This is a genomic window from Kribbella sp. NPDC002412 (genome assembly GCF_053592935.1).
Genome location: NZ_JBSFBL010000001.1, coordinates 179,791 through 205,914, shown reverse-complemented (window position 1 = coordinate 205,914; position 26,124 = coordinate 179,791). Strand labels below are relative to the sequence as shown.

The window sequence follows — 26,124 nt, the reverse complement described above, 5'->3', positions numbered from 1 at the left end:
ACGGCCACGGGCTGCACATCGTCGAGCGCAACGAGGAAAACGCACGGATGTGGTACTACCGGTTCCAGACCGGCGAGCTGAGCTGGCAGCCGGCCGTCAACGTGCTGCTGCCCGACGACTACCACACCAGCGGCCGGACTTACCCGGTCCTCTACCTGCTGCACGGCGGGCTGCAGGACTTCATCACCTTCGACCGCCACGGCGTCCGGGAGTGGACCGCGGGCAAGCCGATCGTCGTCGTGATGCCGGACGGCGGCAAGGCCGGCTGGTACTCCAACCCGGTCACCTCCAACGCCGGCCCGCGCAACTACGAGACGTTCCACATGAACCAGCTGCTGCCGTGGGTCGAGCAGAACTTCCGGGTGTACGCCGACCCGGCCGGCCGCGCGGTGTCCGGCTTCTCGATGGGCGGCTTCGGCGCCCTCAAGTACACGGCCAAGTACTTCGGCCACTTCGCCTCGGTCAGCTCGCACTCCGGCCCGGCCAGCATCCGCCGCGACGGCGGCCTGGTCGCGAACTGGGCGAACGCGTCCTCGGCCGCGGTCGAGCTGAACGCCGGCACCGTCTACGGAGTGCCGTGGGACGAGGCCCGGGTCAGCGCCGACAACGCGATCGAGAACATCGAGCGCTACCGCGGCAAGCGGATCTTCCTGGTCGCCGGCACCAGCCCGGGCGGTGACCCGATGAACTACATCCAGGAGACCCAGGTGCTGGCCGGGCACCGCGAGTTCCGCGCCGCCCTGCACGCGGCCGGGATCCCGCACGAGTTCCGTGAGGAGGCGGGCGGTCACGAGATCCGCCCGCGGATGTTCGCCGACGACATCAACGGCATCGTCGCCCACCTCCGCCAGGCGGGCTGACCGACCGCGGGCGCCGCGTCAGGGTCGCGGCGCCCGCTTCCGTTGGCCGACGACGATCAGGACGATGCCGAGAGCACCGAACAGGCCGAACGACGCGAGCGCGGCCAGCGCCGGGCCGAGGAAGACCTCGGCGGTGTGCCGGCGGCCGACGAAGTAGGTCGCGCTCTCGTTGGCGCACACGACCTTGACGGTCTGCGCCGGGACCTTCTCCACCGAGTGCGCGACCACGTAGTAGACGTCGCCCGCGTCGTCGAACTGCTCCGAGCGGGACGGCTCCTTCAGCGCGATCGCCGTTCCGTTCGCGTCGGTCGCCGTGCAGGTCTGACCGGCGCCACGCTCCGCCGCGAAGATGGTCAGCCCGTCGCCGTCGAGCCGGACCGGGCCGCCGGCGATCGGCGCCGGTGCGCCGGGGATGTTGCGCATCAACTGGACGCCGAAGAACCCGCTGACCACAAACGCCAGCACCAGGCACCCGACACCGACCCACGTCAATCTCCGCATGGCCGAAGGTTAGTGGCTCCTTGGGGAGACAATGGGCGAATGGGTAGTGCAGCCGGGGGTTCGCAGGTCGACGTCGTCGTCCGGAGCATCAAGCAGATGATCGTTAACGGCACGCTGAAGTCCGGCGACAAACTGCCGATCGAGAAGGATCTCGGCGAGTCGCTCGGCGTCTCCCGAGGCCCGTTGCGGGAGGCCGTCCGGGCGCTGTCGATCATGGGCGTGCTGGAGACCCGGCAGGGGGACGGCACCTACGTCACCGCCCTCGACCCGTCGTTGCTGCTGGCCCCGATGGGGTTCGTCGTCGACCTGCAGAACCACAGCGGCGCTCACCATCTGCACGCCGTACGGCGCATGCTCGAGACCGAGGCGGCCGCACTGGCTGCCGGCCGCATCACCCCTGAAGCGTTGCAGGCGGCCGAGGCGGTCCTCGGTCGCGCCGAGGCCGAGCTGTCCGGCAAGGGCGAGCCCGACCACGAGGCGATCATCGACAGCGACATCGCCTTCCATCGGCTGATCGCCGAGGCCTCCGGCAACCCGGTGCTCGAGGCCCTGATCGAGGCCCTCAGCGGCCGTACCGTCCGCGGCCGGCTCTGGCGCTCGATCAGCCAGACCGGCGCCGACGAGACCACCCACGCCGAGCACCGCGCCATCCTGGCCGCCCTCGCCGCCCACGACCCCGACCGCGCCCGGGCCCGCATGGCCGCCCACCTCTTCGCCGTCGAGGACTACCTCCACACCAGCCCACCCGAGCTCTGACCGACCTTCGCGGCCTCTCACCGGTGCTCTCGCGGACGGAGGTTTCGCCGGCCTCGACTCCGGCGACCCCATCCGCTGGATGAGCAATGTCTAGTCGTCGTCGGCGAGGCGGGTCAGTAGGTGCAGGAGGTCTGACTGTTCGGTGGGGGACAGGCGTTCGATGAGGGAGACCATGGCGTCGCGGCGTTGGCGGCGGATCGTGGTCAGGAGTTTGGCGCCGGCTGGGGTGAGGGCGACCAGGGTGGCGCGGCGGTCGGCGGGGTCGGGGCGGCGGGCCACCAGACCGGCGGCTTCGAGGTCGTCGACGACCGTGGTGGCCGAGCGCGGCACGATGCCGAGCTGATTGGCCAGCTCGCTGGGCCGGAGCGCCCGGTCGGAGTGATCCAGCGTGCGCAGCAGGCGCAGCTGGCCGTGGGTGACATCGAGGTCCTGTTTCGACGCGCGCCGCTGCCGGCGGACGATGCCGTCGAGCAGCGCCGCGATCTGTTCAGCGGTGTCATCCGGTCCGGGCACGAGCAAAGCCTAAGGGTTGACGATTCTTGTGAGTCTAGCTCATAGTGAGCTAAACTCAGTATATTGGGTCCCCCGACCGAAAGGCACCGATGTCACAGATTTCCGGACTCCCGGGCTCGGGAGGCGGCGGTGGCCGCGCGATGCGGTCGCTGCTCAAGGACTCCTCGGTCCGCAACCACAAGCTGTCCGCCGGCACCCTGCGGCGGATCCTCGAGTTCGCCGTCCCCTATCGCCGCCAGCTGGCCGTCTTCCTGGTCCTGGTCGCCATCGACGCGGCCACCGGCGCCGCCACCCCGCTGCTGTTCCGCGAGATCATCGACCGCGGCATCGTGCCCGGCGACACCCAACTGGTCATCTGGCTCTCGCTTGCCGTCGGCGTCCTGGCGATCTTCGCCGGCACGCTCACGCTGGCCGAGCGCTGGTTCTCCTCCCGGATCGGTGAAGGTCTCGTCTACGACCTGCGCACCGCCGTGTTCGACCACGTCCAGCAGCTGCCGGTCGCGTTCTTCAGCCGGACCCAGACCGGCGCGCTGATCCAGCGCCTCAACGGCGACGTCCTCGGCGCCCAGCAGGCGTTCACCTCGACGCTGTCGAACGTGGTCTCCAACCTGCTCAGCGTCGCCCTCGTCCTCGCCGCGATGTTCGTGATGTCCTGGCAGATCACCCTGCTCGCGCTGGTCCTGCTGCCGCTGTTCATCCTGCCCGCCCGGCTGATCGCCGGCAGGTTGCGGGAGGCGACCGCCGAGACCTACCGGCTGAACGCGACGATGGCCCAGACGATGACGGAGCGCTTCAACGTCGCGGGCGCCGTCCTGGCCAAGGTCTTCGGCCGCACGCAGGACTCGTCGCAGGACTTCGCCGGCAAGGCCGCCCGGGTGCGCGACATCGGCGTCACCACCGCGATGTACGCGGGCATCTTCCGCGTCTCGCTCACCCTCGTCGCCGCGCTCGCGGTGGCGCTCGTGTACGGCGTCGGCGGCGTGTTCGCGGTCCAGGGAGCCCTCGGGATCGGCACGGTCGTCGCGCTGACGGCGTACCTGAACCGGCTGTACGGCCCGCTCACCGCGCTGTCCAACATCCAGGTCGACATCATGACCACCCTGGTCAGCTTCGAGCGCGTCCTCGAGGTGCTCGACCTCCCGCCGATGGTTGCCGACCGCAAGGACGCGAAGGAGCTCCCGGCCACGGTCGAGCCGTCGGTCGAGTTCGAGCACGTGTCCTTCCATTACCCGTCCGCCGAGGAGGTCTCGCTGGCCTCGCTCGAGTCCGTCGCGACCCTGTCCGCCGAGACCGGCGAGGAAGTGCTGAAGGACGTCAGCTTCACTGTCGCGTCCGGGCAGATGGTCGCGGTCGTCGGCCCGTCCGGCGTCGGCAAGACGACCCTCGCGTCCCTGGTCTCCCGGATGTACGACGTGACCGGAGGAGCGATCCTGGTCGGTGGCCGGGACGTCCGAGAGGTCACTCAGGACTCGCTGCGCTCGGTGATCGGCGTGGTGACCCAGGACTCGCACATGTACCACGACACGATCCGGTCCAACCTGCTCTTCGCCCGCCCGGAGGCGACCGAAGCCGAGCTGCAGCAGGCGCTCGAGGCCGCCCAGATCGCGACCTTGGTGAACGGCCTGCCCGACGGACTCGACACCGTGGTCGGTGACCGCGGCTACCGGCTGTCCGGGGGCGAACGGCAACGGCTGGCGATCGCCAGGCTGCTGCTCAAGGCGCCGTCCATCGTGATCCTGGACGAGGCCACCGCGCACCTGGACTCCGAATCCGAGGCCGCCGTCCAAGCCGCGCTGGCGAACGCGCTGGCCGGCCGGACGTCGCTGGTGATCGCGCACCGATTGTCGACGATCCGCAACGCGGATCTGATCCTCGTCCTGGACGACGGCCGGATCCGGGAGCGCGGCACGCACGACGAGCTGCTCGCCGCCGGCGGCCTGTACTCCGAGCTCTACACCACTCAGTTCGCGAAAGCGGCCTAAGCCTTGGCGACCTTCGGGGCCGGCTTGGCGTGCTTGGCGGCGGCGGGGGTGCGCAGCCGGCGGCGCGTGCCCGGCGCGCTGGCCGAGCTGGCCAGCCCCAACGCGCCGAGGAACTGCTCCAGCGTGAACGCCGCCATCCCGAGCGCGACCGGATTGCCCGGCACCCGCGAGGCCTCGACCGTCAGCCCCGGCCGCGAGCCGGGGAGCACGTGCTCAGGCAGCTCCTCTCGTACGGCGGGCAACAGCCATTCGGCCAGCGCCTTCGTCGTCCACCCGGTCAGCGTGATTTGCGGGACGTTCAGCAGGTTGACCAAGTCGCCGAGCGAGGCCGCCAGGTAGTGCGACGTACGGCGGGCGAGCTCGAGCAGCGCCGGGTCGTCGGCAGCAAGCCCTTCGGCGACCGCGTCGACGAAGCCACGCTGCAGTGGCTGCCGCAGCGCCGGGTGATCCGGATCGATCTCGGCCAGCGACATCTCCAGGCCGTGCACTCCGAGATAGGCCTCGACACAGCCACGCCGGCCGCACCGACAAGGCCGGCCGTCCAGTTGCAGCAGCGTGTGACCCCACTCGCCCGCGTTGTTGGCCGCGCCGCGCAGCAGTGAGCCGTCGATCGCGATCCCCGCGCCCACGCCGGTCCCGAGGTTGACCACGGCCATGGTCTTGGTCTCCCGGCCGACGCCGAACCACATCTCCGACAGCGCGACCGCCTTCAGCGGGTTGTCGACGTACACCGGCATGCCGAGGCGTTCCTCGAGCAGCGCCTCGATCTTCACCTCGTGCCAGTCCCAGTTCGGCGCGAAGACCGAGACTCCGGCGTCCGGGCGGACCTGGCCGGGCATGCTCACGCCGGCGCCGATGATGGTGTCGCGCCGGGTCCCGCTGGCCGCGACGGCCGCCTTGATCGCGCGGACGATGCCGTCGACGACGTACGCCGGGTCGTTCTCGTGCTCGTCGAGGGCGACCTCGCTCTGCCCGAGCGGCCCGAGCGTGACGTCGTACACGGTCGCGTCGACGTAGGTCTCGGCGACGTCGATACCGATGATCCGGCCGCGGTCCGGGTCGATGCTGAGCCGCTCGTACGGGCGGCCGACGGTGTTCTGCTCGACCGTCGCGATCCGCAGCACCCCCTCGGCGAGGAACTGCGTCACCAGCGTGGCGACGGTCGCCGTGCTGAGCCCGGTGTGCTTGGCGATCTCCTGCCGGGTCGAGGGACCGAGCGAGAACAGCGCGTGCAGAACCTCGAACCGGCTCTCGTTGCGCAGATCGCGAGACGTCTGCCTCGGCAACCTTCCCCCTCCGTCACTCGACACTCAGTTTTCGCAGCTCCGGCGTGCCCGGGCCGCTGACGCCCCGGACCAGCAGCGTCAACCCGGACCAGCCCGGCGGAATCCACAGTACGTCGGGATCGCCGCCGGAGAAGGCCGGACGCTCCCCGGTCCAGACCCGCCCGACGCACTCGCCGGACGCCCAGCCGGTGACCCGCACCTGCGTGCCCTCGGGCCGGACAACCGATCCATTCTGCAACGATGGAAGCCGTACGTCGAGCCAGGCCTCCTCCCCAGGCTCGAGCGTCAGCGGGAGCGCGATCTCCGTCGCCGGGCTGTCCTGCAGCGCGAACGTGGTCAGTAACTCGTCGTCCTGTACGGCGCACGTCCAGTCGGTCACCGGCTGCAAGCAGAGCAACTCGGCACGCAGGCCACCACCACTCGGATTGTGCGGCACGGTCACCGAGACCTCCTTGGTCCCGGCGGGCACGAGCACCCACGGATCCTCTGCGTGGACCGTCACCGGCTCGCCGTCGCCGACCGTCACGTGCACCGGTTCGCGGACGCCGTCCAGGTGCAACGCCGTCGTCATCGTCGTGTCGATCCGCCGGGTGTAGGTGACCGGTGTGCCGACGCGGGTGCTGCTCCACCCGGTGAGGCTGCGCAGCGGCGCCGGGTCGCCCGCCCAGTGCCCGTCGACGATCCACAACGCCGACAGGTTCTGTACGTCGACCACCGTCCACACCGTGCCCAGACCGCGCAACGCACCGAGCTGGAGCGCCGGCAGCCGCGCGTCGTCGAAGTTCGCGTGCCCCCAGATCTCGACCGTCGCCTGGATCTCGCCGCTGAGTCCACGGACGTCGATCCGCTCGGTGGCGCCGAAGCCGGCCAGCGTTCGAACCCGCCCACCGACCGAGAGATCCACGATGTCCGCCGCGCCGACCAGCAACAGCTCGTCGACACCCGTCAGGTCAGCGGTCGCGCGATACGTCCCACGCCCGCGATAGACGCCAAGAGACTCCAGCGTCGGCGGCAACTCGTGAGTCCCCGCCGACTTGTCCGGAGCCCCGGCCTCCCGCCGGCGCACTGCAGTCACGTCCTGCGCAGCTGCCCGCTCAGGCTCCACGACCTCCGAAGGTGCCTGCACACTGACCGGCACACCATCCACGACCAGGCTCGCACCGACCGCGATCTCCACCGCCGTGTTGCCGATGACAACAGTCACCGGAACCTTCGACGAGAACACCAGGCCGTCGTCCGACAGCCCGACCAGGTCGGCCGACGCCAACGTCAACGTCCGGTCACCCAGCGGCAGGTCGAGCAGCATCAGCGGGCACGAGTCCGCCGCGACCGCGACCGACACCCCGTTGACGACCGCCCGGCCATCCGTCGTTCCCAGGTTCGGTACGGCGACCAGCCGACCACCACCGTGGAGGTCGAGCACCGACGGAGACGAGCTGGTCGGGAAGTCCGCGACCACCTCGACAGACGCGCCCGACGTCGCAAGCGCCAACCGGGAGCCCAGTGCATCGAGCACGCGAGCGAGCACCTGCGCCTCGCCGTACTCCGGCCGCTCGATCCCCGTCGACGACACGTAACCGCCGAAGTCGTACCCGTGGCTCATGAAGTTGCCGGGCGCACCCCAGTTGCCACTCGACGGCGTGTAGCCGAAGTTCCACCCCGACGCCTGCAGGTACGGCGCGATCAACGACGCACCGCTGGCCAGCAACCGCCGCAGCGTCCGGTGCCGGCGGTTGGTCTCGGTGATCAGCAGTGGCAGGCCCCGATCCGCGAGCAGCTGCGCGTAGCGGCGTACCTCTTCCTCGATGTACGGCGAGTCGTCGTTCGGGTAGAAGTTGCACGCCGGCACGACGTCCGGCACGTTGCCCGTGGCACCGAACAGGTCACCCTGACCGGCGCAGGCGATCAGTGGCACCGTGATGCCGTGGGCAACAGCCTGGTCGCGCAGAGCGGTGAGGTAGCCGGTGCGGTCCTCGCAGTCGAAGAAGTCCAGCTCGTTCTCCAGCTGGACCATGATGACCGAGCCGCCCGCCCCGAGTTGCCGGGGCGCGAGCAGCGGCAGCACCTCGTCGTACCAGGCGCTCACCTGGGCCAGGAAGCGCGGCTCGTTCTGCCGGACGCGCAGGTCCGGGTCGAGGCCGAGCCAGGCCGGCAGCGCGCCGCCGTCCCACTCCGAGCAGATGTACGGACCTGGCCGGGCGATGACGTGCAGCCCGGTCTCGTGGGCGAGGTCGAGGAACGCGGCCACGTCCCGCCGGCCGTCGAACGACCAGCGGCCGGGCGCGAGCTCGTGGAAGTTCCACGGCAGGTACACGTCGACACACGTGTAGCCCGACGCGCGGACCTGCTCGAGCCGCGCCCGCCACTGCTCACGGGGCAGCCGGAAGTAGAACAGTGAGGCGCACAGGACGACCTGTGGCCTGCCGTCGATGACGATGCCCTGGGCATCCATGGAAACCGCGTTCACTTGACCCCCGCACTGCCGCCGCTGATGTCCATCTCGTACAGGTACCGCTGACCCAGGTAGTACACCAGGATCATCGGCAGGGTGAGCAAGATCGAGCCGACCATCACCAGGTTCCACGGTGGCGCCTGGAGGGCGGCCGAAGTACTGGTGATGTACTGCACGCCCAGCGCGAGCGGCATCTTGGTCTCGTCGTTCAGGTAGATCAACGGGCCCATGAAATCACCCCAGGTCGCGGTCAGGGTGAAAATCCCGATCGCGATCAGCACCGGGCTGAGCATCGGCAGCATGATCCGGCGGTAGATGCCGAAGAAGCCGAGCCCGTCCACCATCGCCGCCTCGTCGATCTCGCTCGGCAGCCGGGACACGAACTGCCGGACCAGGAAGACGTTGAACGCGTTGGAGAAGAAGTTCGGCACGATCAGCGGCAGGTAGGTGTTCACCCAGCCGAGCTCCTTGAACAGGATGAACTGCGGGATCATCGTGATCTGCGCCGGGATCATCATCGTGGCCAGCACGATGATGAACAGCGTGTTCTTGCCCGGCGCCCGCAGTCGCGCGAACGCGTAGCCGACCAGGCCGCTGGACAGCACCTGGCCGATCACCGCGCCGGTCGAGATGATCACCGAGTTCAGCAGGAACCGCTGCATCGGCAGGTCGGTGCTGAACACCCGGGTGAAGTTGTCCCAGTGGAACTCGCGCGGCAGGATCGTGAAGGTGTTCGCGTTCACGGTCTGGTCGCTGGCCAGCGCGATCGACACCACGAACACCAGCGGCACGCACAGCACCGCCGACACCACGATCAACGTCCCGTAGGTGAACGGCGACGCCCGGAACACGCCGAGCACCCGGTCCCGGCCGGGCCGGCGGTCCGGCCCGGGGTGCGGCTGCTGCTGCGGTGGGGCGGCAGGGGAGAGGACGGTGGCCATCACTTCACCTCGGTCTCGTAGAACACCCAGCGCCGGGCGGTGCGGAAGGCGAGCAGCGTGAACACCAGGATGACCGCGAACAGCAGCCAGGACAGCGCCGACGCGTATCCCATGTGGTAGAAGGAGAACGCCTCGTCGAACAGCATCGGGACCATCATCTGGCTAGCGTTGTTCGGGCCGCCCTTGGTCAGGATGTAGACCTGGGAGAACACCTGGAAGGCGCCGATCAACCCCATGATCAGGTTGAAGAAGATGATCGGGGTCAGCTGCGGGACGGTGATGCTCCAGAACTGCCGGATCGGCCCGGCGCCGTCCACCTCGGCGGCCTCGTAGAGCTCGCGCGGGATGCCTTTCATTGCTGCCAGCAACAGTACGGTCGCGCCGCCGGCGCCCCAGACGGACAGCAGGATCAGCGCCGGCTTCACCCAGACCGCTTCCAGCAGCCACGACGGGCCCGGGATGCCGAACACCCCGAGCACGTCGTTGAGCGGGCCGGACGGGGCCAGCACCATCTTGAAGATCATCGCCGTCGCGACCAGCGGCACCAGGGTCGGCAGGTAGATCAGCGTCCGGAACACCTTGCGGAGGCGAACCTGCTTGTTCAGCAGGTTCGCCAGCCACAGCCCGATCCCGAGGCCGAGCGGCACCGAGATCGCGGCGTAGTAGAACGTGTTCCACAACGCCTTCCAGAACACCGGGTCCTCGGTCAGCAGTCGGGTGTAGTTCTCCAGCCCGACCCACTTCGGCGGCGTGAACGAGTCCCAGTCGGTCAACGAGATGTAGACCGACGCGATCATCGGGCCGAGCAGGAACACCACGAACCCGATGATCCACGGCGACGCGAACAGGTAGAACCACAGCGCCTCGCGGCGGCGCAAGCTGGACATCAGCTCGGCTTGACGATGGTCTCGAGCCGCTTCTGGATCGCGGTCAGGGCAGTCCGGGCGTCCTGCTTGCCCAGCCAGAAGTCGGCCAGCCCGTCGTCGAACGCCTTCTGCATCTCGTTCCAGGCCGGGATGAACGGCGCCCGGTAGACGAAGTCGCTGGACTCGCCGAACACGTTCATGTTCACCGGCTTGGTCATCCAGGCCGGCTTCAGGAACGCGTCGCTCTTCTGCACCTCGATGTTGGCCGGCACGTCCTGGCCGGTGGCGATGATCTGCTGCTGGGCCTCCGGCGAGGTGAAGAAGTCGATCGCCTTCAGCGCCGCCTCGGGGTTCTTCGCGGTCCGGGAGACGGCCAGGCCGCTGCCGAACGCGGTCACCGCCTGCTCCTTGCCCTTCCACAGCGGGGCGATGTCCCACTCGATCTTGGACTTGGTCAGGCCGCTGATCCCCCAGAAGCCGGTGGTGTTGACCGCGACCTTGCCGTTGGCGAACGCCGCGTCGCCGCCGACGTCGGCGCCCATGTCGGCGTACTGCTTCTGGGTGGGTACGACGCCGTGCTTGAAGATCAGGTCACCGGCCCACTGCAGCGCCTCGATCACCTCGTCGCTGGCGACCGCGGGCTTGCCGCTGTCGTCGATGATCTTGCCGCCGTTCTGGTACACGAAGCTCCACCACTGGGCCCACCAGCCGGAGCCGGCGTAACCCCACTGCTTGCCGGGGACGGTCAGCTCCTTGAACGCGCTGAGCGCGTCGTCCCAGGTCCAGTCCGCGCTCGGCGCCTTGATGCCCTTGGCATCGAACAGCGCCTTGTTGTAGAAGACGATCATCGCGCCGGAGCGATCCGGGACCGCGTAGACCTTGTCCTGGTAGGAGTACAGCTTCCCGATCGAGCCGAACCGCTTCTCCAGGTCGATCCCGGCCTTCGCGGCCAGCTCGTCCAGCGGCTGGATCTGGTTCTTGCTCGAGTAGACGTTGACGCTCTCGGCCACCTGCATGATGTCCGGGCCCTTGCCGCCGGCAATCATCGTCTGCACCTTCTGCGCGTACCCGTCGCCCGGGATCAGCTGCAGCGTCACCTTCAGCTCGGGGAACTTCTTGACCAGCAGGTCGATCCGCTTCTGGTACGTCGTCTTGTCGTTCTCGCCGCCCCACACCGTCATCACCAGGTTGGCGGCGGTGGCGTTGCCCGACGACGAACCTTGGTCGTCACTGTCGGCCCCGCAGGCGGTGAGCGTGATGACGCCCGCGGCCAGACCCATCCCGAGAAAACCCCGACGCGAAAGCTGCGTCCCGTCCATGGCCATCGGCTGGCCCTCCTTGCCTGTTGAACCCTGAGGGTTTCTGTTGAACCCTGAGCGTTTGAGTGCCGGTTAAACTAACCATTGGAATAACCCTTGACAAGACTTCGCCGTCCCGTTGCCAAACCGTGACCGGGCAGCCCAGGGTCGGGCGGGATCAGCCGAAGACGAGCTGAACCGAGTAAGTTCTGCGGGTTCTACAGCCCGGGCCGGCTAGTGGTGGCGGGGCGGGTGGTACGTGGGCGCACGTGTGCGGCCTCGACCAACAGGTGCAGCCCACCCCACCGCCGCCGCACGTCAGCTGAGGTCTCTGACGTGCAGGACAGAGCCGTTCGGCACGTCGCGGTCGAGCAGCGACCAGATCGTCCGGGCGACGTCCTCGGGTTTCGCCAGCCCGCCATGCGCCTCCAGGTCGCGGAACCAGCTCGCCTCTGGGAATGCCTCGTCAGTTGCTGCCCGGAGTTCGGCCTGCATCGCGGTGTCGACCGAACCCGGGGCGATCGAGAGCACCCGGCAGCCCGGATGCCGCCGTTGCTGTTCCAGGCCGACCGCCCGGACCCACTGGTCGATCGCAGCCTTACCAGCGCCGTAGCTGGACTCGCCCTCGTGCGGTTTGTGGGCGGCGCCCGACGACAGCATGATCAGATGCTGCTCGTAGTCGCTGCCCGCGACCGCGCGCAGGAACGCGTGACCGAGCACCTGCGCGGCGGCCGAGTTGAGCAGCACGTTCCGGCTGTAGGACGCGGTGTCCGTGCTGCCCGCCGGGCCTAGCGGACTCAGCGTGGCGGCGTTGTGGATGAAGACCACCGTGTCGCCGTCGAACCCGGCCAGCCGCCGGTGGAAGTCCGCCTCGACGACCGGCCAGGAGGCTGGGTCGGCGAGGTCGACGGCGACGTGGTGCGTGCCCGGCGTGCCGCCCCGGCGGGACAGGTCGACGACCTCCGCCTCACCGGCCAGCGTTGCCACGAGCGCCGCGCCGATACCGGCCGACGCGCCCGAGATCCAGACCAGCATCCGGCGTAGCGCGCTCATCGCCGGTTCTCCGGTGCAGACCGGTTACCCCATGGCACGGCAAACTCACTCATGTGCAGTTCCCCCCTGCGATGTGCAATACCCCGTCTGCAGCTTACGTCTGCCGGAACCAGTGCGGTGAACAGTGCGTTGTAGCTGACGTCCTCGTCCTTGTCGTGCAGGAGGTCGCTTTGTGTATGTGCCGACCGCGCCGGTGATCGCGGCGGCGTTCGAGCTCGGGGAGCCGGTGGGGGCGTTGGAGCTGGTCCGGCGTGGGGGCTGTGACACCTGGCGGTTGGAGACGGACGCGGGCCGGTTCTTCGTGAAGGGCTACCTGCCCGGCAGCGCCGGCCAGTTCACCCCGGGTGGACTGCTTGACCAGCTCGCCGTCGCGATGGACTTCGAGCAGCGTGCGCGGACGGCCGGGGTCGACCTCCCCGAGCCGGTGGTCCCGGTCGAGCCGGTCGTCGGTTGGGCGACGCGGATCGAGGACCGCCTGTTCCGCGTCGATCGCTGGATCGAGAGCCGCCCGTTGGACGCCGACGACGACATTTCCGAGTGGCTCGGTCGGACCATGGCGCAGGTCCATCAGCTCCAGCCGCTCGGCCGGGCCGGTCTCCCCGACTGGTGGCGTACGGCGCTCAGACCGCAAGCCGACTGGGAGGAGTGGTTCACCGAAGCCGACCGGATCGGCAAGGCGTGGGCGTCACTCGCCTGGGAACGGCTGCCGGACATCACCGCCGTGACCGCCCGGATCTCGGCGGCCTGCGAGGACGCCCCCGACTGCGTGATGACGCACGGCGACTTCAAGACCCACAACCTGGTGATGACACCGGACGGTCCGGTGCTGGTCGACTGGGACAGCGTGCGCGTCGACAGCGCAGCCCTCGAAGCCGGCCGGGTCGCCCACATCTTCGCTGACGGATCGGCGGACGGCATCGAGCGCGTCCTGGCCGCCTACACCGACGCCGGCGGCGACATCGACTGGGCCGGCCCGAACCTCTTCCTCAGCGTCGCCCGCAAGCACCTGCACGGCCTCTTCGACCACGTGCAGGTCGCGCTCGACCGGATGCCGATGCCGCGCTGGATGAGCAACCCGGACCAGAACGTCGCCGAGTTGCTGGCCACGCTTCCTAGGCGGGAAGACTCCGACGCAGGAAGTTGAGCTGCCTGTGCAGGAGGTTCTCGACCGTCTGCGGATCCTTCACCGCATGGCCTTCGCCCGGGAGTGCGATGAACTCGTGGGCTATGCCGAGCGCGTTGAGGGCGCCGGCGAAGCGGAAGGCGTTGCCCGGCCATACATTCGTGTCGGCCAGGCCCTGGATCAGCAACAGCGGTCGGCTGAGGTTGGCGGTGTACGGCAGCAGTGAGGTACGGCGATAAGCCTCGGCCTGCTCCTCTGGATGACCGAGGAAGCGTTCCTTCCAGTACGAGTCGTACCAGCGTTGATCGGTGACCGCCGCCCCGCCGATCGCCGCGCGGAACACGTCCGGCCGGTGCAGCAGCGCGCCGATGGCCAGGTAGCCGCCGTAACTCCAGCCGCGGATCGCGACCCGGTCGAGGTCGAGGTCGCCGTACCGCTCGGCGATCGCGTGCAGGGCGTCGATCTGGTCGTCGAGGACCGGCTCGAGGATGTCGCCGACCGTCGCGCGGTCCAACGCCGGCCCGCGTCCCGGCGTACCGCGGCCGTCCGTGGTGAGCACGACGAACCCGTGCTCGGCGAACCACTGCGAGGTCAGGAAGAACGGCGACCGGTACCGCTGCACGAGTTGCTGCCCGGGACCGGCGTACGGCGTGAGCAGCACCGGCAGCTTCGACGACCCGGGCTCGTGCCACGACGGCCGGAACACCGCGGTCCGCAGCTCGCGTGGGCCGGAGCTGACGAACTCGACGCGCAGGTCGAGCACCGGCTCCTCCTCGACGGATGGCAACTCTTCTCCGTTGACCGTGATCCGCCGTCCGGCAAGCGTCCGTGAGTCGAGCACTACGGTGCCGTCGGCAACCAATCCGTGGTGGACGCCGGGCTCGTCGGTCAACCGCCGTACGTCGCTGTCCCAGACGTAGACGTGGACCTCGGCCGGATCCGGCTGTGCCGTGAAGGTCACGGTCTCACCGCTCACGCAGCTGACATCGGAGACCTGCAAAGCAGGCGGTGTCACGGCTTCGTCGCCGATCATCAGCCGGTAGGTGTCGACCGACTCGTCCCGCTCGATCCACACCAGCCGGCCGGACGCCGTCTGCTGGGGCACCCGCTCCGGTACGTCGACGAACTGCGGATCCGTCACCTCACGAACCAGCGTGGTCGCACCCGATCCGGGATCGACCTCGAGCACCTGCAGGCACCGCTGATCCCTTGTCTGTACGGCGATCAGTGGCCGCTCGGCCGACCACAGGCCACGGACGACGTACTCGAACCGCTCGCGGTCCCACTGCACTTCGCGCCGCTCGCCGTTGAGGTCGAACACGAACAGCCGGACGTCCGCGTTCGCCGTACCGGCGGCTGGATAGCGGAACGGCTTCGGATTCGCGGTCGGGTCGGCCGGATCGGCGACGTACCTGAGCTGGACTTGGCTCTCGTCGACGCGGGTCGCCAGCAGGCGTTGACCGTCGGGCGACCACCACAACCCGTCGCCGCGTCCCATCGACATCCAGGCCGTGAACTCCGGCCTTCCCCAGAAGACATTCTCGCCGTCGGCGTCGGCGAGCAAGCGTTCGTTGCGACCGTCCACGTCGATGAGGTGCAGCGCGCGATCGCGGCTGAACGCGATCGCCTTCCCGCTCGGGTCGAGGCGCGCCGAATCCACGTCCCCGACCGGCAGTTGGTCGAAGTGGCGGCCGATCAGGTCGGCCAGGAACAGGTCGTGCTCGCGGACCACGAGCAGCGTGGTGCCGCGACCGTCGTACGACGATGCCGGGCCGACGCGGCGCTCGTGCTGCTCGGTGACGTCGTACGCCCAGAGCGCGTCGTCGCGCAGGTAGAGCACGAACCGCCCGTCACCGGCGATCGCGTGGTTGCCCGGCGCACCGGCCCGGAAGCGCTTGGTCCGGGCAAGTTGCCCCGGCAGATCCGCAACCACCCCAGCACCTCCGGCCTCGACGCGGATCGTCAGTCTGCCAGAGGTCGGTCAGGTGGTGAAGAGCTTTCCGTAGCCGGTCGGCCGCGCGGCGCACTCGGCCGCGCGCAGCAGCCCCCAGAGCAGCGCCGAATTGGCCGTCAGCACCGGCCGGCCGAGGTCCTCCTCGAGCGCCGAGATGATGCCGACGGCACGGAAACCGTTGCCGCCGATGAACACGGCCTCGGCATCGTCGGGCGTGTACTTGCGGACCCAGGCGTAGAGCTCGGACGGGTTGACACTGCGTTGGTTGCTGGGCAGCCCACAGGGTTTGCGCAGCACGACGTCGAACTCCTGCGACGTGAAGTACTCGCCGCCCAGCCGGTTGAGCTCGGCGTCGAACCACGGCGGGTCGAAGATCGCCAGCGTCCGCGCCTTCAGCCGGCGCAGCCCGGCCACGGCGGACGCGCAGGTCGCGACCACCGGAATGCCGGAGGTGTGCCCTTCCAGCCGCTCGACGACCTTGTGCTCACCCTCGGCGCCGTTCAGGTACGACGAGCTCGTGAAACCGATGCCGATGGCACCTAACGGGGCCGCGGCCAGCATCGCGACCGCGTCGTCGATGTACGGCGGCTGGACGAACATCTGCACCGGCGCCAGCGCGATCGTCGGATCCATCAACCCGCCGGTCGTCATCGCCCCGAACGGGACCCGCGCCGCATGCACCCGCACCCCCTCCGGCGCCATCGCCTGCAACTCCGACTCCGGCCCGACATCACCGTGCGGGGTCAGCACCCCGAGCCGCACCCGCACATCCCACCCATCCGGCTGCCACATGTCCCAACCTCCGTCCCCCACCTCCGATTGTGCGCTCGGCAGGCTGCACCAGCAACGGCTACGGCTGGAGGGCTGCGACCGTCTCGAGGATCCGCCAGTCGTCCTCCGCGGTACGGCGTACGTCCGGGCTGATGTAGGTGTCCAGGACGACGTACTCGGCGCCCAGTTCGGCGAGACCGGCCAGGTCGGACTTGATCTGGTCGAGGGATCCCTCGCCGAGCACGCGGTCGTCGTCGGCGCGCTCGCTCGTCGGGTGGGCCCGGATCCGCGGGCAGAGCGCTGGGAGGTCTGCGCCCGCATCGGCCGCGGCCCGGCGCAGCATCGGCATGCCCTTGTCGCGCAGCCAGCGCGGATGCGGGTTGATCGGGTGCCAGGCATCGCCGTACTGAACCGCCCGCCGGACCGCCGCCCGGCCCGCTCCGCCGACCCACACCGGCGGGCGCGGCGCCGGCCGCGGTCCGGTGTGGATCTCGCCGTACGGCGTGTGCGGCCCGGGCGACGTGGTGATGTCGTTGCTCCAGGCATCCACGATCGCGGCCAGGTACTCGTCGGTGATCGCGCCCCGGCGGTCGAACGGCACGCCGAGCGCGGCGTACTCCTCCTCGGACCAGCCGGACCCGACCCCGAGGATGAACCGGCCGCCGCTGAAGTGGGCGAGGTTCGCGCCGACCCGGGCGGTCTGCAGCGGATGGCGGTAGGGGAGGACCGCGACCGACGTGCCGAACTCCAGCCGGGAGGTGTGCGCGGCGAGCCAGGTGATCGTGGTGAACGGGTCGTAGAACGGGACCGGGTACAGCGCCTGCACCTCGGGGGTGAGGGCAATGTGGTCGGAGATCGTCGCGAGCGCGAACCCGGAGTCCTCGGCGAACCGGGCCCAGCGCAGCAACGACTCGGGTGTGGTGCCCGGGCCGTAGTTGAGCAGGTTCAGCCCGAGCTTCACCGGCGCGTCTCCAGGAAGGCGGCGAACGGTTCGCGGGCCTCGGGGAGCTCGACCTGGACGATGCGGTCCGGGTCGAGCTGCCGGGCGGCCGCCTGGATGTCGATCAGCACGGGGGCGAACGGCGTACCGAGATCAGGCACCCATTCCTTCGGTGCGGCGTACACGATCCGGTCGACCTCGGCCGCGATCGCTGTCGTGTGGCAGATCGGGCAGGGTTCGCAGCTCGTGTAGAGCGTCGTACCGGCCAGGGTGATCGTGCCGAGCTCACGACAGGCGGCCCGGACGGCGACGACCTCGCCGTGTGCGGTCGGGTCGTTGTCCCTGAGCGCGGTGTTCACTCCGGTCGCCACCACCTCGTCGCCGTTCGCAATCACCGCCCCGAACGGCAACTGCCCCGCGGCCCCATTCACCCGCGCCAACTCGACCGCCTGCCGCAACAACCCAAGTTCCATGCCCCCGGACGCTACCGGACTGCCCGTCAGCCGTCCCCTGGGTGCGTCGCGGTTCCGGTCGTGCTCTCCCGGATGACCAGGTCGTAGTCGGCCGGGAGCTCGGCCGGCGGCGACTGGTCGCCGTCGAGGCGACTCAGCAGCAGCTGTACGGCGTGCTTCGCGATCTGGGTCTTGTCGGGACGGATCGTGGTCAGGCTGGGCGTGCTGTAGCGCCCGTCCTCGATGTCGTCGAAGCCGACCAGCGCGATGTCCCCGGGCACGCGAAGACCGCGGCTGAGGATCGTGCGCAACGCGCCCAACGCCAGGAGGTCGTTGTAGCAGAAGACGGCGTCCGGGGGATCGGGCAACGCGAGCAGCTCGGCCATCGCGGCCGCGCCGTCGGATCGGTGGAAGAACTCGGTCGGACGGATCAGCTCCGAGACGACCTCCATGTCTGCCGCGTGCAGCGCGCTTCGGTAGCCCTGGGTACGCAGCTGGCCGGTCTTGCGGCTCTCGTCGGACTGGTCGCCGATCGCGGCGATCCGCTGCCGGCCGAGATCGATCAGGTGCCGGGTCGCGAGCTCGGCGGCTCCGACGTTGTCGATCATGATGTGGTCGAGCCCGCCCTGCACCACGCGCTCACCGAGCAGCACCACCGGCGTGGAGGACGGGCGGTCGCGCAGGTCGGCGTCGCCCAGGGCGAGCGGGTTGAAGATCAGCCCGTCGAACATCGCCGCCCGGTTGCCGCGCATCACCAGCTCCCGCTCGCGCACCGGGTCGCCGTCGGTCTGGTCCACCACGACCGTGTAGCCGGCGGACGCGGCCTGCTCGATCACGGCCCGGGTCAGCTCGGCGAAGTACGGTACGTCGAGCTCCGGCAGCACCAACGCGATCAGTCCGGACCGTCCGCGCCGCAGCGTGCGGGCGACCGCGTTCGGTTGGTAGCCGAGCTCGTCCAGCGCTCGCTGCACCCGGGCCCGGGTCTCCGGCGCGACCTGGGGGAAGTCGTTGACGACATTCGACACCGTCCGGACCGAGACGCCGGCGCGTTCGGCGACCTCACGCAGTGTGGCGGGCACTGGGTACCTCTTCCCGGTCGGCGAGCTCTTGACACTTGCAACGTTGCAAGCATAGCGTTCCGGGCATTCCTTGCAACGTTGCAAGCCCTGCGGAAGTCATGAGGAAGTGCCATGACCGATTCGTTCTCATTGCCCGTCTCCCGCCGTACCGTGCTCCGGGGCGCTGGTGCCGCCCTGGTCGCCGGCGGCCTCGGCGCCTGCGCGCCGGGGAACACCACCGGCAGCAACCCGCTGCCGACCAGCGGCGCGACCACGCCGCCGTCCGGTGAGATCACCATCTGGGACCGCACCGGCGACCTGTTCAAGGTCTTCGACAAGGCGATCGCGAGCTTCACCGCGAAGTACCCGCAGGTGAAGGTCAACCACGTCGCCGTCGACATCAACGCCAAGCTCCCGGCCACGCTGATCAGCGGCGCCGGCGTCCCCGACGGCGCGTTCTACGACGACGCGCTGCTGACCGGGGTCGCGCCGCACCTGCACGACCTCAGTCAGCTGATCGAGCAGTACACGCCGGACATCGCGCCGTACAAGCTGGGCGTGGTGACCGTTGACGGCAAGGTCGTCGCGGTGCCGTGGGACCTCGACCCCGGCCTGCTGTTCTACCGCGAGGACATCGTCACCCAGGCGGGCGTCGATCCGGCGAGCCTGACGACGTACGACGCGCTGCTCGGGGCGGCGAAGTCGGTCCGGGAGAAGTTCCCGAAGGCGAAGCCGATCCATCTGGAGAACGACCAGTTCCTGGCCCAGCTGTGGATCGACATGTTCGCCAACCAGCAGGGCGGCGCGATGGTCGACGCCGCGGGCAAGCTCACGATCGACTCCGATCCGTACCGCAATGCGCTGACCTGGCTCGACCAGGTGCGGGCCGACGGGTTGGGGACGCTGGCGAAGTACACCCAGCCGACTGACCTGCAGACCCAGGACAACGGGACGCAGGTGTTCGTGCCGTGGGCGCAGTGGTTCGTGTTCGCCCCGCAGCAGTTGCTGAAGGCAAGCAAAGGCAAGTGGCGGGCGACCGCGCTGCCGGCCTGGCAGGAGGGTGGCGCGCGGTCCGGGGTGATGGGCGGTTCGTCGTTCGTCATCCCGGCGAAGTCGAAGAACCCGGAGCTGGCCTGGCGGCTCTACGAGCACCTGGTGTTCAGCAAGGAGGGTTACACCGCGGTCTACGGGCCGAACGAGGTGTATCCGGGTGGCCTGAACACGTCGATCCCGTCGTACCTGCCGGCGCTCGACCCGAACGCGCCGCTGTTCAAGCCGATCGACGCGCTCGGCGGGCAGGACCTGTGGAAGGTCGCGGTCGAGGCGGGCAAGCAGGTCCCGGGTGGGTACTCGATCCCGACCTGGTGGGGCAAGGCGGTCGACTACTTCGGCGTCAACGTGCAGAAGTTGCTGGCCGGGCAGATGAGTCCGGACGAGGTGCTCAAGACCTCGGCGACCCAGATCCAGAAGAACCTGATGGGGCCCAGTTGATGGTGACCGTCACCGAAGCGGCCCAGACTCGGCGGGAGGCGCGTCCGGTACGGCGCCGCCGCCGGGTCAAGGCCGCGCCGTACCTGTTCGTCGCGCCGTTCGTGCTGGTGTTCGCGGCGTTCAGCGCCTATCCGATCTTCTTCGCGCTGCAGCTGAGCTTCACCAACTGGCACGGTGCCGGGGTGCTGGAGTTCATCGGGCCGGCGAACTACCGGTTTTTGCTGGCCAGTACGGACTTCTGGCAGTCGATGGCGGTGTCCGGTGGGTTGTGGCTGCTCGTCGTACCGGCGCAGGTGCTGATCGCGCTGACCATCGCGGTGGCGTTGCGCAAGGCAAAGTTTCGGGCGTTGTTCAGCGCCGCGCTGATCGCGCCGTTCGTCACGCCGCTGGTGGCGATGGCGCAGGTCTGGATCATCCTGTTCGACAAGGACTTCGGGGCGGTCAACCATGGCCTGACGTCGCTCGGTCTGCCGGCTGTCGGCTGGCTGACGACCTCGATCTGGGCCAAGGTGACTGTCGCGCTGCTGGTGCTGTGGCGGACCACTGGGTACGCCGTCATCCTGTTGATGGCCGGATTGTCGACAATCCCCTCGGATGTCTACGAAGCGGCCCGGATCGACGGGGCGAACGCGTGGCACCAGTTCTGGTCGATTACGGTTCCGCTGGTCACCCGGACGCTGAGCTTCGTCGTGGTGATCGGGACGCTGACCGTGTTCCAGCTGTTCGCCGAGCCGTACGTGGTCACCGGCGGAGGACCGTTCAACGGGACCCGGACCGCCGGGCTCTACCTGTACAAGCACATCACCAACTCAGATCTCGGCCTCGGCGCGGCGAACTCGATGCTGCTCGTGGTGATGGTGCTCGCGCTGTCGCTCGCTTCGATCCGGCTGCTGCGTTCCCGGGAGGACGGATGAAGCTCTCTGCTGTCGGCCGGTACGGCCTGCTCACCGTCGCCGCGGTCATCAGCCTGGCGCCGTTGCTGTGGATGATGGTCTCGTCGCTGAAGCCTGGTGGCGACATCATCGCGCGGCCGTTCAGCTTCGACCTGGGGCAGCTCACGCTGCAGAACTTCCGGGCGATGCTGGACACGATCCCGATCGAGACCGGGTTCCGGAACACCGCGATCGTCGTGCTGATCAAGGGCGCGCTGACGATGGTGTTCTGCCCGCTGGCCGGGTTCGCGTTCGCGAAGTACGACTTCCCCGGCAAGCGGCTGCTGTTCGGCACCGTGCTGACCACGTTGATGCTGCCGACGCTCGTGCTGCTCATCCCGTTGCTGCTGGAGATGAGTCAGCTCGGGTGGGTGAGCACGTTCCAGGCGCTGATCCTGCCCGGTGCGATCGACGCGTTCGGGGTGTTCTGGATGCGGCAGGTGATCATGTCGATCCCGGACGAGCTGCTCGACGCCGCCCGGGTCGACGGTGCCGGCGAGCTGCGGATCTTCGCGAGCATCGTGGTCCCGGTGATCCGGCCCGGGCTGGCGGCGCTCGGGGTGCTGACCTTCATCAACATCTACAACGACTTCGTCTGGCCGGTCGTCGCGGTGAACGACGAGCAGCACCAGACCCTGCAGGTGATGCTGTCCGCGCTGGCGCAGAACATCCGCTCCGGCCAGCTCGGCGCCGACTGGACCAGCGTCTGGGGCCAGCTGCTGGCCGCCAGCACCATCGCCGCGATCCCCGTCCTCATCGTTTTCATCGTCCTGCAACGCCACCTCATCAAAGGCGTCATGGCCGGAAGCCTCAAAGGCTGACTGGAGAACCCTGTGAACACACCACGCCCCGACTATCCCCGCCCCCACTTCGACCGCTCGACCCGCTGGCTCAATCTCAACGGCGAGTGGGACTTCGCCCCCGACCCGTCAGGCACCGGCCTGACAGCCGGCTGGCACTCCACCTGGCCGGCGGCCTCCGTCGGTCAGCCGGCGACCATCGTCGTACCGTTTCCGTGGGAGCATCCCGCGTCGGGCGTGGTCGCCCATTGGCTGCCTGTTGCCTGGTATCGGCGGCGGATCGAACGGCCCGCGGAGTGGGTCGACCAGCGGACCATCCTGCACTTCGGTGCTGTGCATCATCATGCGACCGTGTGGGTCAACGGCCGGTTGGCGGTCGAGCATGAAGGCGGGTACCTGCCGTTCGAAGCCGACATCACCGACCTGCTCGACGACGGGACCGGCACGCTGGTGGTGCGGGTGGAAGCGCCGGTGGACAAGCGGTTCATCCCGCACGGGAAGCAGCGGAGCATGCCGGCCGACGACTACGACGGCTGTGCGTTCTCCCCGTCCAGCGGGATCTGGCAGACCGTGTGGCTCGAGCCGCGACCGGCGGAACACATCTCCCAGCTCACCCTCCGCCCGACTCCGGAGCTCGACGGCATCGAGGTCACCGTGGTCGGCCCGTCGCCGGTCCGGATCGAGATCCCCGGCGTCGCTGTTCACGAGTTCGAGGACCTGACCGGACCGGTCACGCTGCCGATCCCCGAGCCGCGGTTGTGGAATCCTGAGGATCCACACCTGTACGACGTCATCGTCACCGCCGGCGAGGACACGGTCCGCGGCTACACCGGGCTGCGGCGGATCGAGTGGCAAGGCAACAACCTGCTGCTGAACGGCGTACCGACGTACGTCCGTGGTGTCCTGGACCAGGGCTTCTGGCCCACCGGTGGTCACGCCGCGCCGACCGACGACGCGCTCAAGCGGGATCTCGAGCTGGCGCGGGAGGCCGGGTTCAACCTGGTCCGGAAGCACCTCAAGCTCGAGGATCCGCGCTGGCTGTACTGGGCCGACAAGCTGGGCATGCTGGTCTGGGCCGAGCCGCCGTCGACCGGCCGGTTCACGCCGGAAGCCGTTGCCGGTTTCGAAGCGGTGACCGCCGGAATGGTCGAGCGCGACGGCAACCACCCGAGCATCGTGATCTGGGGTGCGTACAACGAAGAGTGGGGACTCGACTGGGACGTCCCCGGTGATCCCGCGAAGCAGGACGCCGTACGGCGGGCCTACCGGATCATCCGGGACGCGGACCCGAGTCGTCCGATTGTCGACAACTCCGGGTGGGCGCACGTCGAGACCGATCTCGTGGACTGGCACTACTACGACGAGAACGTCGGGTCGTGGGCGGCGGTCGTGGACCGGCTGGTGAACTCCGCGGACGGGAGCTTCCCGGTCCGGCTCGGGCCGGACTTCGTGGCGACAAAGACGATCGCGGTGCCCGGCTTCGATCCGTCGGACCGGATCCAGCTCAACGGTGAGTACGGCGGTGGGTCGACCAGTGTGGAGCGCGGTTGGCACCTCCGCTGGCAGACCCAGGAACTCCGCCGCCACGCCCGGAACGCCGGCTACATCTTCACCGAGCTCTACGACATCGAGCACGAGACGGTCGGCATCTACACCTACGACCGCCGGACCAAGGACCTCGGTGGCACAGTTCCCTCCGACGTCCACGCCGAGACGACGCTGATCGTCGACGTCACACCCGAGGCCCCCGGACGGGATCTGGTCAGTGCCGGCGAGGTGACCGTTCCGGTTCGGGTTTCGCATCATGGGCGGGATCCGCTGGTCGGCACGTTGCACTGGGCAACTGGAACCGCGCCGGTCGACGCCAAACCGTTCGTCCTCACGGACCCGATCGACGTCGTGGCAACTCCAGGACGGCTCCACCTGTGGGTCACCGACGCGTCCGGAGCCGTCGTCGCACGCACCTTCGTAGACATCACCATGCACTGATCTCGGGGATCCGCCCAATCCGAGGAGGTTTCATGTCCATTCGCAGGTTGCTGGTGGCGATCGCGGTGATCGCCGCCGGCCTGGTGACCGCGCCGGCGGCTGCCGCGCCGCCGGGGAACGTGCTCTTCAGCCCCAACCTGTCCACCTACCCGAACGCCGACGCCAGCTACCCGCGGGCGATCCGGCTCGACCACGACGGGAACGCGGGCCGCACCGTCCTGGCAACGTTTGCCCGCCGCAACGAATCCGGCCCGAGCGCCTTCCCGGTCTTCCGCAGCACCGACGGCGGCGCCACCTTCGGCGCCAACCCGATCAGCACGATCACCTCCAACACGGCCGGCTGGGATCTCGGCGCCCCGGTGATCTACGAGGTGCCGCGGACCGCGAACGGGCTCAACCAGGGTGACCTGCTCGCCGCCGGTACGGCGTGGGACGAAGGCAGCTTCACCGCGCAGAAAGTCGAGGTGTTCAAGAGCACCGACCACGGCGCGAGCTGGCAGTACCTGTCGAACTGCACCCAGACCAGCGGGCAACCGAACACGATCGGGCACGGCATCTGGGAGCCGTGGTTCCTGCTCGCGCCGAACAACACGCTCGCGTGCTTCATCTCCGACGAGCGCCCGGCCGGATCGCCGACCAACAACCAGATCATCGGCCACTACACCTCGACCAACGGCGGCGCGAGCTGGAGCGGCAGCATCACCACCGACATCGCGTTCCCGGCCGACAACCTCGCCCGGCCGGGGATGTCGATCATCACCGCGCTGCCGAACGGGCAGTTCATGATGACCTACGAGCTGTGCAGGGACGCGACGAACGCGGACCACGCGTGCGAGGTCTACATCAAGACCAGCCCCGACGGACTCAACTGGGCGCCGACGAACAACCCCGGCACGCTGGTTCAGACGAATGACGGCCGCCAGTTGCTGCACACGCCGTACATCGCCTGGGTTCCGGGCGGTGGACCGAACGGCACGCTGCTGCTGTCCGGGCAGCGTGTCGTCACCGGACCGACCGGCAACAAAGCGGTGATGGCGGAGTCGGGCTCGGTCCTTTTCGCGAACACCTCGCTCGGCACCGGCACCTGGACCGAGCTCGAAGCGCCGGTGAACGTCAACCCGACGGGCGGCTATGCGGCCGGCGTCCCGTCCTGCCCGGGTTACAGCTCGCCGATCGTCCCCTCGGCGAACGGTACGTCGTTCCTCTACCTCGCGGCGACGTGGTTGGGCACGGGCAACCAATGTCAGGTGCGATTCGGCACCGGCGTCGTCGGTGGACCGACCGGAGCGATCACCGGCCCGGCTGCGGCGGGGAAGTGTCTCGACGTTGACACCAACACCGCGGTCAACGGACGGGCCGTGCAACTGTGGACATGTGGCGTCGTGCCGGGTCAGCAGTGGACGATGATGGCCGACGGCACCATCCGTGCCTTTGGCAAGTGTCTCGACATCGTCGGCAACGGTACGGCGAACCTGACGAAGGTCCAGCTGTGGGACTGCGGTACGGCGGGTGGTCAGCAATGGCGGCCACAGGCCAACGGCTCGTTGCTGAACCCGCAATCAGGTCGCTGCCTGGACAGTCCAGGCGGCGCCACCGCCGACGGCACCGACCTGCAGATCTACGACTGCAACGGCCTGGAACCACAGAAGTGGAACCTGCCCGGCTACCCGACCGGCCCGATCACCGGTCCGGCCAACGCCGGCAAGTGCGTCGACGTCGACACCAACACCCCGACGAGCGGCAACGCCGTGCAGTTGTGGACGTGCAACGGCGTACCGGGGCAGCAGTGGACGATGTCGACCGACGGCAGAATCCGTGCCTTCGGCAAGTGTCTCGACATCGTCGGCAACGGTACGGCGAACCTGACCAAGGTCCAGCTGTGGGACTGCGGCACGGCCGGCGGCCAGATCTGGCAGCCGCAGCCGAACGGGGCGCTGCTGAATCCCCAGTCAGGCAGATGCCTGGACGCGCCGAACGGCGCTACGGCAGACGGCACCGACCTGCAGATCTACGACTGCAACGGTCTGGATCCGCAGAAGTGGAAGGTGCCGGTGTAGAACGGGCGAGCGGCCGCGGGCGCACCCGCGGCCGCTCGGCGTCTCTGCG

At 68.9% G+C, this 26,124-nt stretch carries 22 protein-coding genes; 9 read left to right on the top strand and 13 right to left on the bottom strand.

What is annotated here, in order from left to right; genetic code table 11:
- The first annotated feature begins 47 nt into the window (after positions 1-47).
- Positions 48-860, top strand: a complete 813-nt coding sequence (locus tag ACWCOV_RS01025; RefSeq protein WP_449827157.1) for an alpha/beta hydrolase — start codon at positions 48-50, stop codon at positions 858-860.
- A gap of 18 nt (positions 861-878) precedes the next feature.
- Here the strand turns inward: ACWCOV_RS01025 and ACWCOV_RS01020 are convergent, their stop codons facing one another.
- Positions 879-1,361 (bottom strand): hypothetical protein, encoded by a 483-nt coding sequence (locus ACWCOV_RS01020; RefSeq protein ID WP_449827156.1) that lies wholly within the window; start codon positions 1,359-1,361, stop codon positions 879-881.
- Positions 1,362-1,400: 39 nt separating this feature from the next.
- Between ACWCOV_RS01020 and ACWCOV_RS01015 the strand changes: the two genes are divergently transcribed.
- Complete coding sequence (locus ACWCOV_RS01015) at positions 1,401-2,117, top strand: FadR/GntR family transcriptional regulator (RefSeq protein ID WP_449827155.1); 717 nt, start codon at positions 1,401-1,403, stop codon at positions 2,115-2,117.
- Positions 2,118-2,207: 90 nt separating this feature from the next.
- Here ACWCOV_RS01015 and ACWCOV_RS01010 read toward each other — a convergent pair whose 3' ends face one another.
- Positions 2,208-2,630 (bottom strand): MarR family winged helix-turn-helix transcriptional regulator, encoded by a 423-nt coding sequence (locus ACWCOV_RS01010; RefSeq protein ID WP_449827154.1) that lies wholly within the window; start codon positions 2,628-2,630, stop codon positions 2,208-2,210.
- Positions 2,631-2,770: 140 nt separating this feature from the next.
- Between ACWCOV_RS01010 and ACWCOV_RS01005 the strand changes: the two genes are divergently transcribed.
- On the top strand, positions 2,771-4,612 hold the full coding sequence (locus ACWCOV_RS01005) for an ABC transporter ATP-binding protein (RefSeq protein ID WP_449827153.1): 1,842 nt from the start codon (positions 2,771-2,773) through the stop codon (positions 4,610-4,612).
- Here the strand turns inward: ACWCOV_RS01005 and ACWCOV_RS01000 are convergent.
- The 6 genes from ACWCOV_RS01000 to ACWCOV_RS00975 all read right to left on the bottom strand — a co-directional run bounded on the left by ACWCOV_RS01000 (position 4,609) and on the right by ACWCOV_RS00975 (position 12,508).
- Entirely contained in the window at positions 4,609-5,898 is a 1,290-nt protein-coding gene (locus tag ACWCOV_RS01000) for an ROK family protein (protein ID WP_449827152.1), read from the bottom strand. The genes ACWCOV_RS01005 and ACWCOV_RS01000 overlap by 4 nt on opposite strands.
- A gap of 13 nt (positions 5,899-5,911) precedes the next feature.
- Positions 5,912-8,365, bottom strand: coding sequence for a beta-galactosidase (locus tag ACWCOV_RS00995; protein WP_449827151.1), 2,454 nt, complete (start codon positions 8,363-8,365; stop codon positions 5,912-5,914).
- Positions 8,362-9,291 (bottom strand): carbohydrate ABC transporter permease, encoded by a 930-nt coding sequence (locus tag ACWCOV_RS00990; RefSeq protein WP_449827150.1) that lies wholly within the window; start codon positions 9,289-9,291, stop codon positions 8,362-8,364. Before ACWCOV_RS00990 ends, ACWCOV_RS00995 begins: the two co-directional genes overlap by 4 nt.
- On the bottom strand, positions 9,291-10,178 hold the full coding sequence (locus ACWCOV_RS00985; protein ID WP_449827149.1) for a carbohydrate ABC transporter permease: 888 nt from the start codon (positions 10,176-10,178) through the stop codon (positions 9,291-9,293). The genes ACWCOV_RS00990 and ACWCOV_RS00985 overlap by 1 nt, the downstream gene beginning before the upstream one ends.
- Positions 10,178-11,482, bottom strand: a complete 1,305-nt coding sequence (locus ACWCOV_RS00980; RefSeq protein ID WP_449827148.1) for an ABC transporter substrate-binding protein — start codon at positions 11,480-11,482, stop codon at positions 10,178-10,180. The genes ACWCOV_RS00985 and ACWCOV_RS00980 overlap by 1 nt, the downstream gene beginning before the upstream one ends.
- Before the next feature lie 291 nt (positions 11,483-11,773).
- Positions 11,774-12,508 (bottom strand): SDR family NAD(P)-dependent oxidoreductase, encoded by a 735-nt coding sequence (locus tag ACWCOV_RS00975; RefSeq protein WP_449827147.1) that lies wholly within the window; start codon positions 12,506-12,508, stop codon positions 11,774-11,776.
- Between the two features lie 172 nt (positions 12,509-12,680).
- Here ACWCOV_RS00975 and ACWCOV_RS00970 point away from each other — a divergent pair, with 172 nt between their 5' ends.
- Complete coding sequence (locus ACWCOV_RS00970; RefSeq protein ID WP_449827146.1) at positions 12,681-13,652, top strand: aminoglycoside phosphotransferase family protein; 972 nt, start codon at positions 12,681-12,683, stop codon at positions 13,650-13,652.
- Here the strand turns inward: ACWCOV_RS00970 and ACWCOV_RS00965 are convergent.
- From ACWCOV_RS00965 to ACWCOV_RS00945, 5 genes are read right to left on the bottom strand one after another with little or no spacing between them, the layout of a single operon-like run.
- Positions 13,621-15,564 (bottom strand): prolyl oligopeptidase family serine peptidase, encoded by a 1,944-nt coding sequence (locus ACWCOV_RS00965; protein ID WP_449827145.1) that lies wholly within the window; start codon positions 15,562-15,564, stop codon positions 13,621-13,623. The two genes, ACWCOV_RS00970 and ACWCOV_RS00965, sit on opposite strands and share 32 nt — an antisense overlap.
- A 48-nt stretch (positions 15,565-15,612) precedes the next feature.
- Positions 15,613-16,377: a maleate cis-trans isomerase family protein gene (locus ACWCOV_RS00960; RefSeq protein ID WP_449827144.1), complete on the bottom strand. Its 765-nt coding sequence runs from the start codon at positions 16,375-16,377 to the stop codon at positions 15,613-15,615.
- Between the two features lie 58 nt (positions 16,378-16,435).
- Complete coding sequence (locus tag ACWCOV_RS00955; protein ID WP_449827143.1) at positions 16,436-17,317, bottom strand: TIGR03619 family F420-dependent LLM class oxidoreductase; 882 nt, start codon at positions 17,315-17,317, stop codon at positions 16,436-16,438.
- The gene (locus ACWCOV_RS00950; protein WP_449827142.1) at positions 17,314-17,769 is read right to left on the bottom strand and encodes a nucleoside deaminase; all 456 of its coding nucleotides are present in this window, start codon (positions 17,767-17,769) and stop codon (positions 17,314-17,316) included. Before ACWCOV_RS00950 ends, ACWCOV_RS00955 begins: the two co-directional genes overlap by 4 nt.
- 26 nt (positions 17,770-17,795) lie before the next feature.
- On the bottom strand, positions 17,796-18,827 hold the full coding sequence (locus ACWCOV_RS00945; protein WP_449827141.1) for a LacI family DNA-binding transcriptional regulator: 1,032 nt from the start codon (positions 18,825-18,827) through the stop codon (positions 17,796-17,798).
- Between the two features lie 111 nt (positions 18,828-18,938).
- Between ACWCOV_RS00945 and ACWCOV_RS00940 the strand changes: the two genes are divergently transcribed.
- Genes ACWCOV_RS00940 through ACWCOV_RS00920 form a run of 5 tightly spaced genes read left to right on the top strand, consistent with a single transcriptional unit; the run spans position 18,939 to position 26,075 of the window.
- Positions 18,939-20,297, top strand: a complete 1,359-nt coding sequence (locus ACWCOV_RS00940) for an ABC transporter substrate-binding protein (RefSeq protein WP_449827140.1) — start codon at positions 18,939-18,941, stop codon at positions 20,295-20,297.
- Entirely contained in the window at positions 20,297-21,211 is a 915-nt protein-coding gene (locus ACWCOV_RS00935) for a carbohydrate ABC transporter permease (RefSeq protein WP_449827139.1), read from the top strand. Before ACWCOV_RS00940 ends, ACWCOV_RS00935 begins: the two co-directional genes overlap by 1 nt.
- The gene (locus ACWCOV_RS00930; RefSeq protein ID WP_449827138.1) at positions 21,208-22,050 is read left to right on the top strand and encodes a carbohydrate ABC transporter permease; all 843 of its coding nucleotides are present in this window, start codon (positions 21,208-21,210) and stop codon (positions 22,048-22,050) included. The genes ACWCOV_RS00935 and ACWCOV_RS00930 overlap by 4 nt, the downstream gene beginning before the upstream one ends.
- A gap of 12 nt (positions 22,051-22,062) precedes the next feature.
- Positions 22,063-24,018 carry a glycoside hydrolase family 2 protein gene (locus tag ACWCOV_RS00925; protein ID WP_449827137.1) on the top strand — a complete coding sequence of 652 codons (1,956 nt, stop codon included), beginning with the start codon at positions 22,063-22,065 and terminating at the stop codon, positions 24,016-24,018.
- A 32-nt stretch (positions 24,019-24,050) separates the two neighbouring features.
- Positions 24,051-26,075 (top strand): ricin-type beta-trefoil lectin domain protein, encoded by a 2,025-nt coding sequence (locus ACWCOV_RS00920; protein ID WP_449827136.1) that lies wholly within the window; start codon positions 24,051-24,053, stop codon positions 26,073-26,075.
- The last annotated feature ends 49 nt before the right edge of the window (positions 26,076-26,124 follow it).

Excerpts from the sequence above, each read along its gene's own strand:
- ACWCOV_RS01025 (WP_449827157.1), top strand. The coding sequence starts at position 48 with ATGTGGTACTACCGGTTCCAGACCGGCGAGCTGAGCTGGCAGCCGGCC.
- ACWCOV_RS01020 (WP_449827156.1), bottom strand. The coding sequence starts at position 1,361 with ATGCGGAGATTGACGTGGGTCGGTGTCGGGTGCCTGGTGCTGGCGTTT.
- ACWCOV_RS01015 (WP_449827155.1), top strand. The coding sequence starts at position 1,401 with ATGGGTAGTGCAGCCGGGGGTTCGCAGGTCGACGTCGTCGTCCGGAGC.
- ACWCOV_RS01005 (WP_449827153.1), top strand. The coding sequence starts at position 2,771 with ATGCGGTCGCTGCTCAAGGACTCCTCGGTCCGCAACCACAAGCTGTCC.
- ACWCOV_RS00990 (WP_449827150.1), bottom strand. The coding sequence starts at position 9,291 with ATGGCCACCGTCCTCTCCCCTGCCGCCCCACCGCAGCAGCAGCCGCAC.
- ACWCOV_RS00985 (WP_449827149.1), bottom strand. The coding sequence starts at position 10,178 with ATGTCCAGCTTGCGCCGCCGCGAGGCGCTGTGGTTCTACCTGTTCGCG.
- ACWCOV_RS00980 (WP_449827148.1), bottom strand. The coding sequence starts at position 11,482 with ATGGCCATGGACGGGACGCAGCTTTCGCGTCGGGGTTTTCTCGGGATG.
- ACWCOV_RS00975 (WP_449827147.1), bottom strand. The coding sequence starts at position 12,508 with ATGAGCGCGCTACGCCGGATGCTGGTCTGGATCTCGGGCGCGTCGGCC.
- ACWCOV_RS00960 (WP_449827144.1), bottom strand. The coding sequence starts at position 16,377 with ATGTGGCAGCCGGATGGGTGGGATGTGCGGGTGCGGCTCGGGGTGCTG.
- ACWCOV_RS00950 (WP_449827142.1), bottom strand. The coding sequence starts at position 17,769 with ATGGAACTTGGGTTGTTGCGGCAGGCGGTCGAGTTGGCGCGGGTGAAT.
- ACWCOV_RS00940 (WP_449827140.1), top strand. The coding sequence starts at position 18,939 with ATGACCGATTCGTTCTCATTGCCCGTCTCCCGCCGTACCGTGCTCCGG.
- ACWCOV_RS00935 (WP_449827139.1), top strand. The coding sequence starts at position 20,297 with ATGGTGACCGTCACCGAAGCGGCCCAGACTCGGCGGGAGGCGCGTCCG.
- ACWCOV_RS00930 (WP_449827138.1), top strand. The coding sequence starts at position 21,208 with ATGAAGCTCTCTGCTGTCGGCCGGTACGGCCTGCTCACCGTCGCCGCG.
- ACWCOV_RS00920 (WP_449827136.1), top strand. The coding sequence starts at position 24,051 with ATGTCCATTCGCAGGTTGCTGGTGGCGATCGCGGTGATCGCCGCCGGC.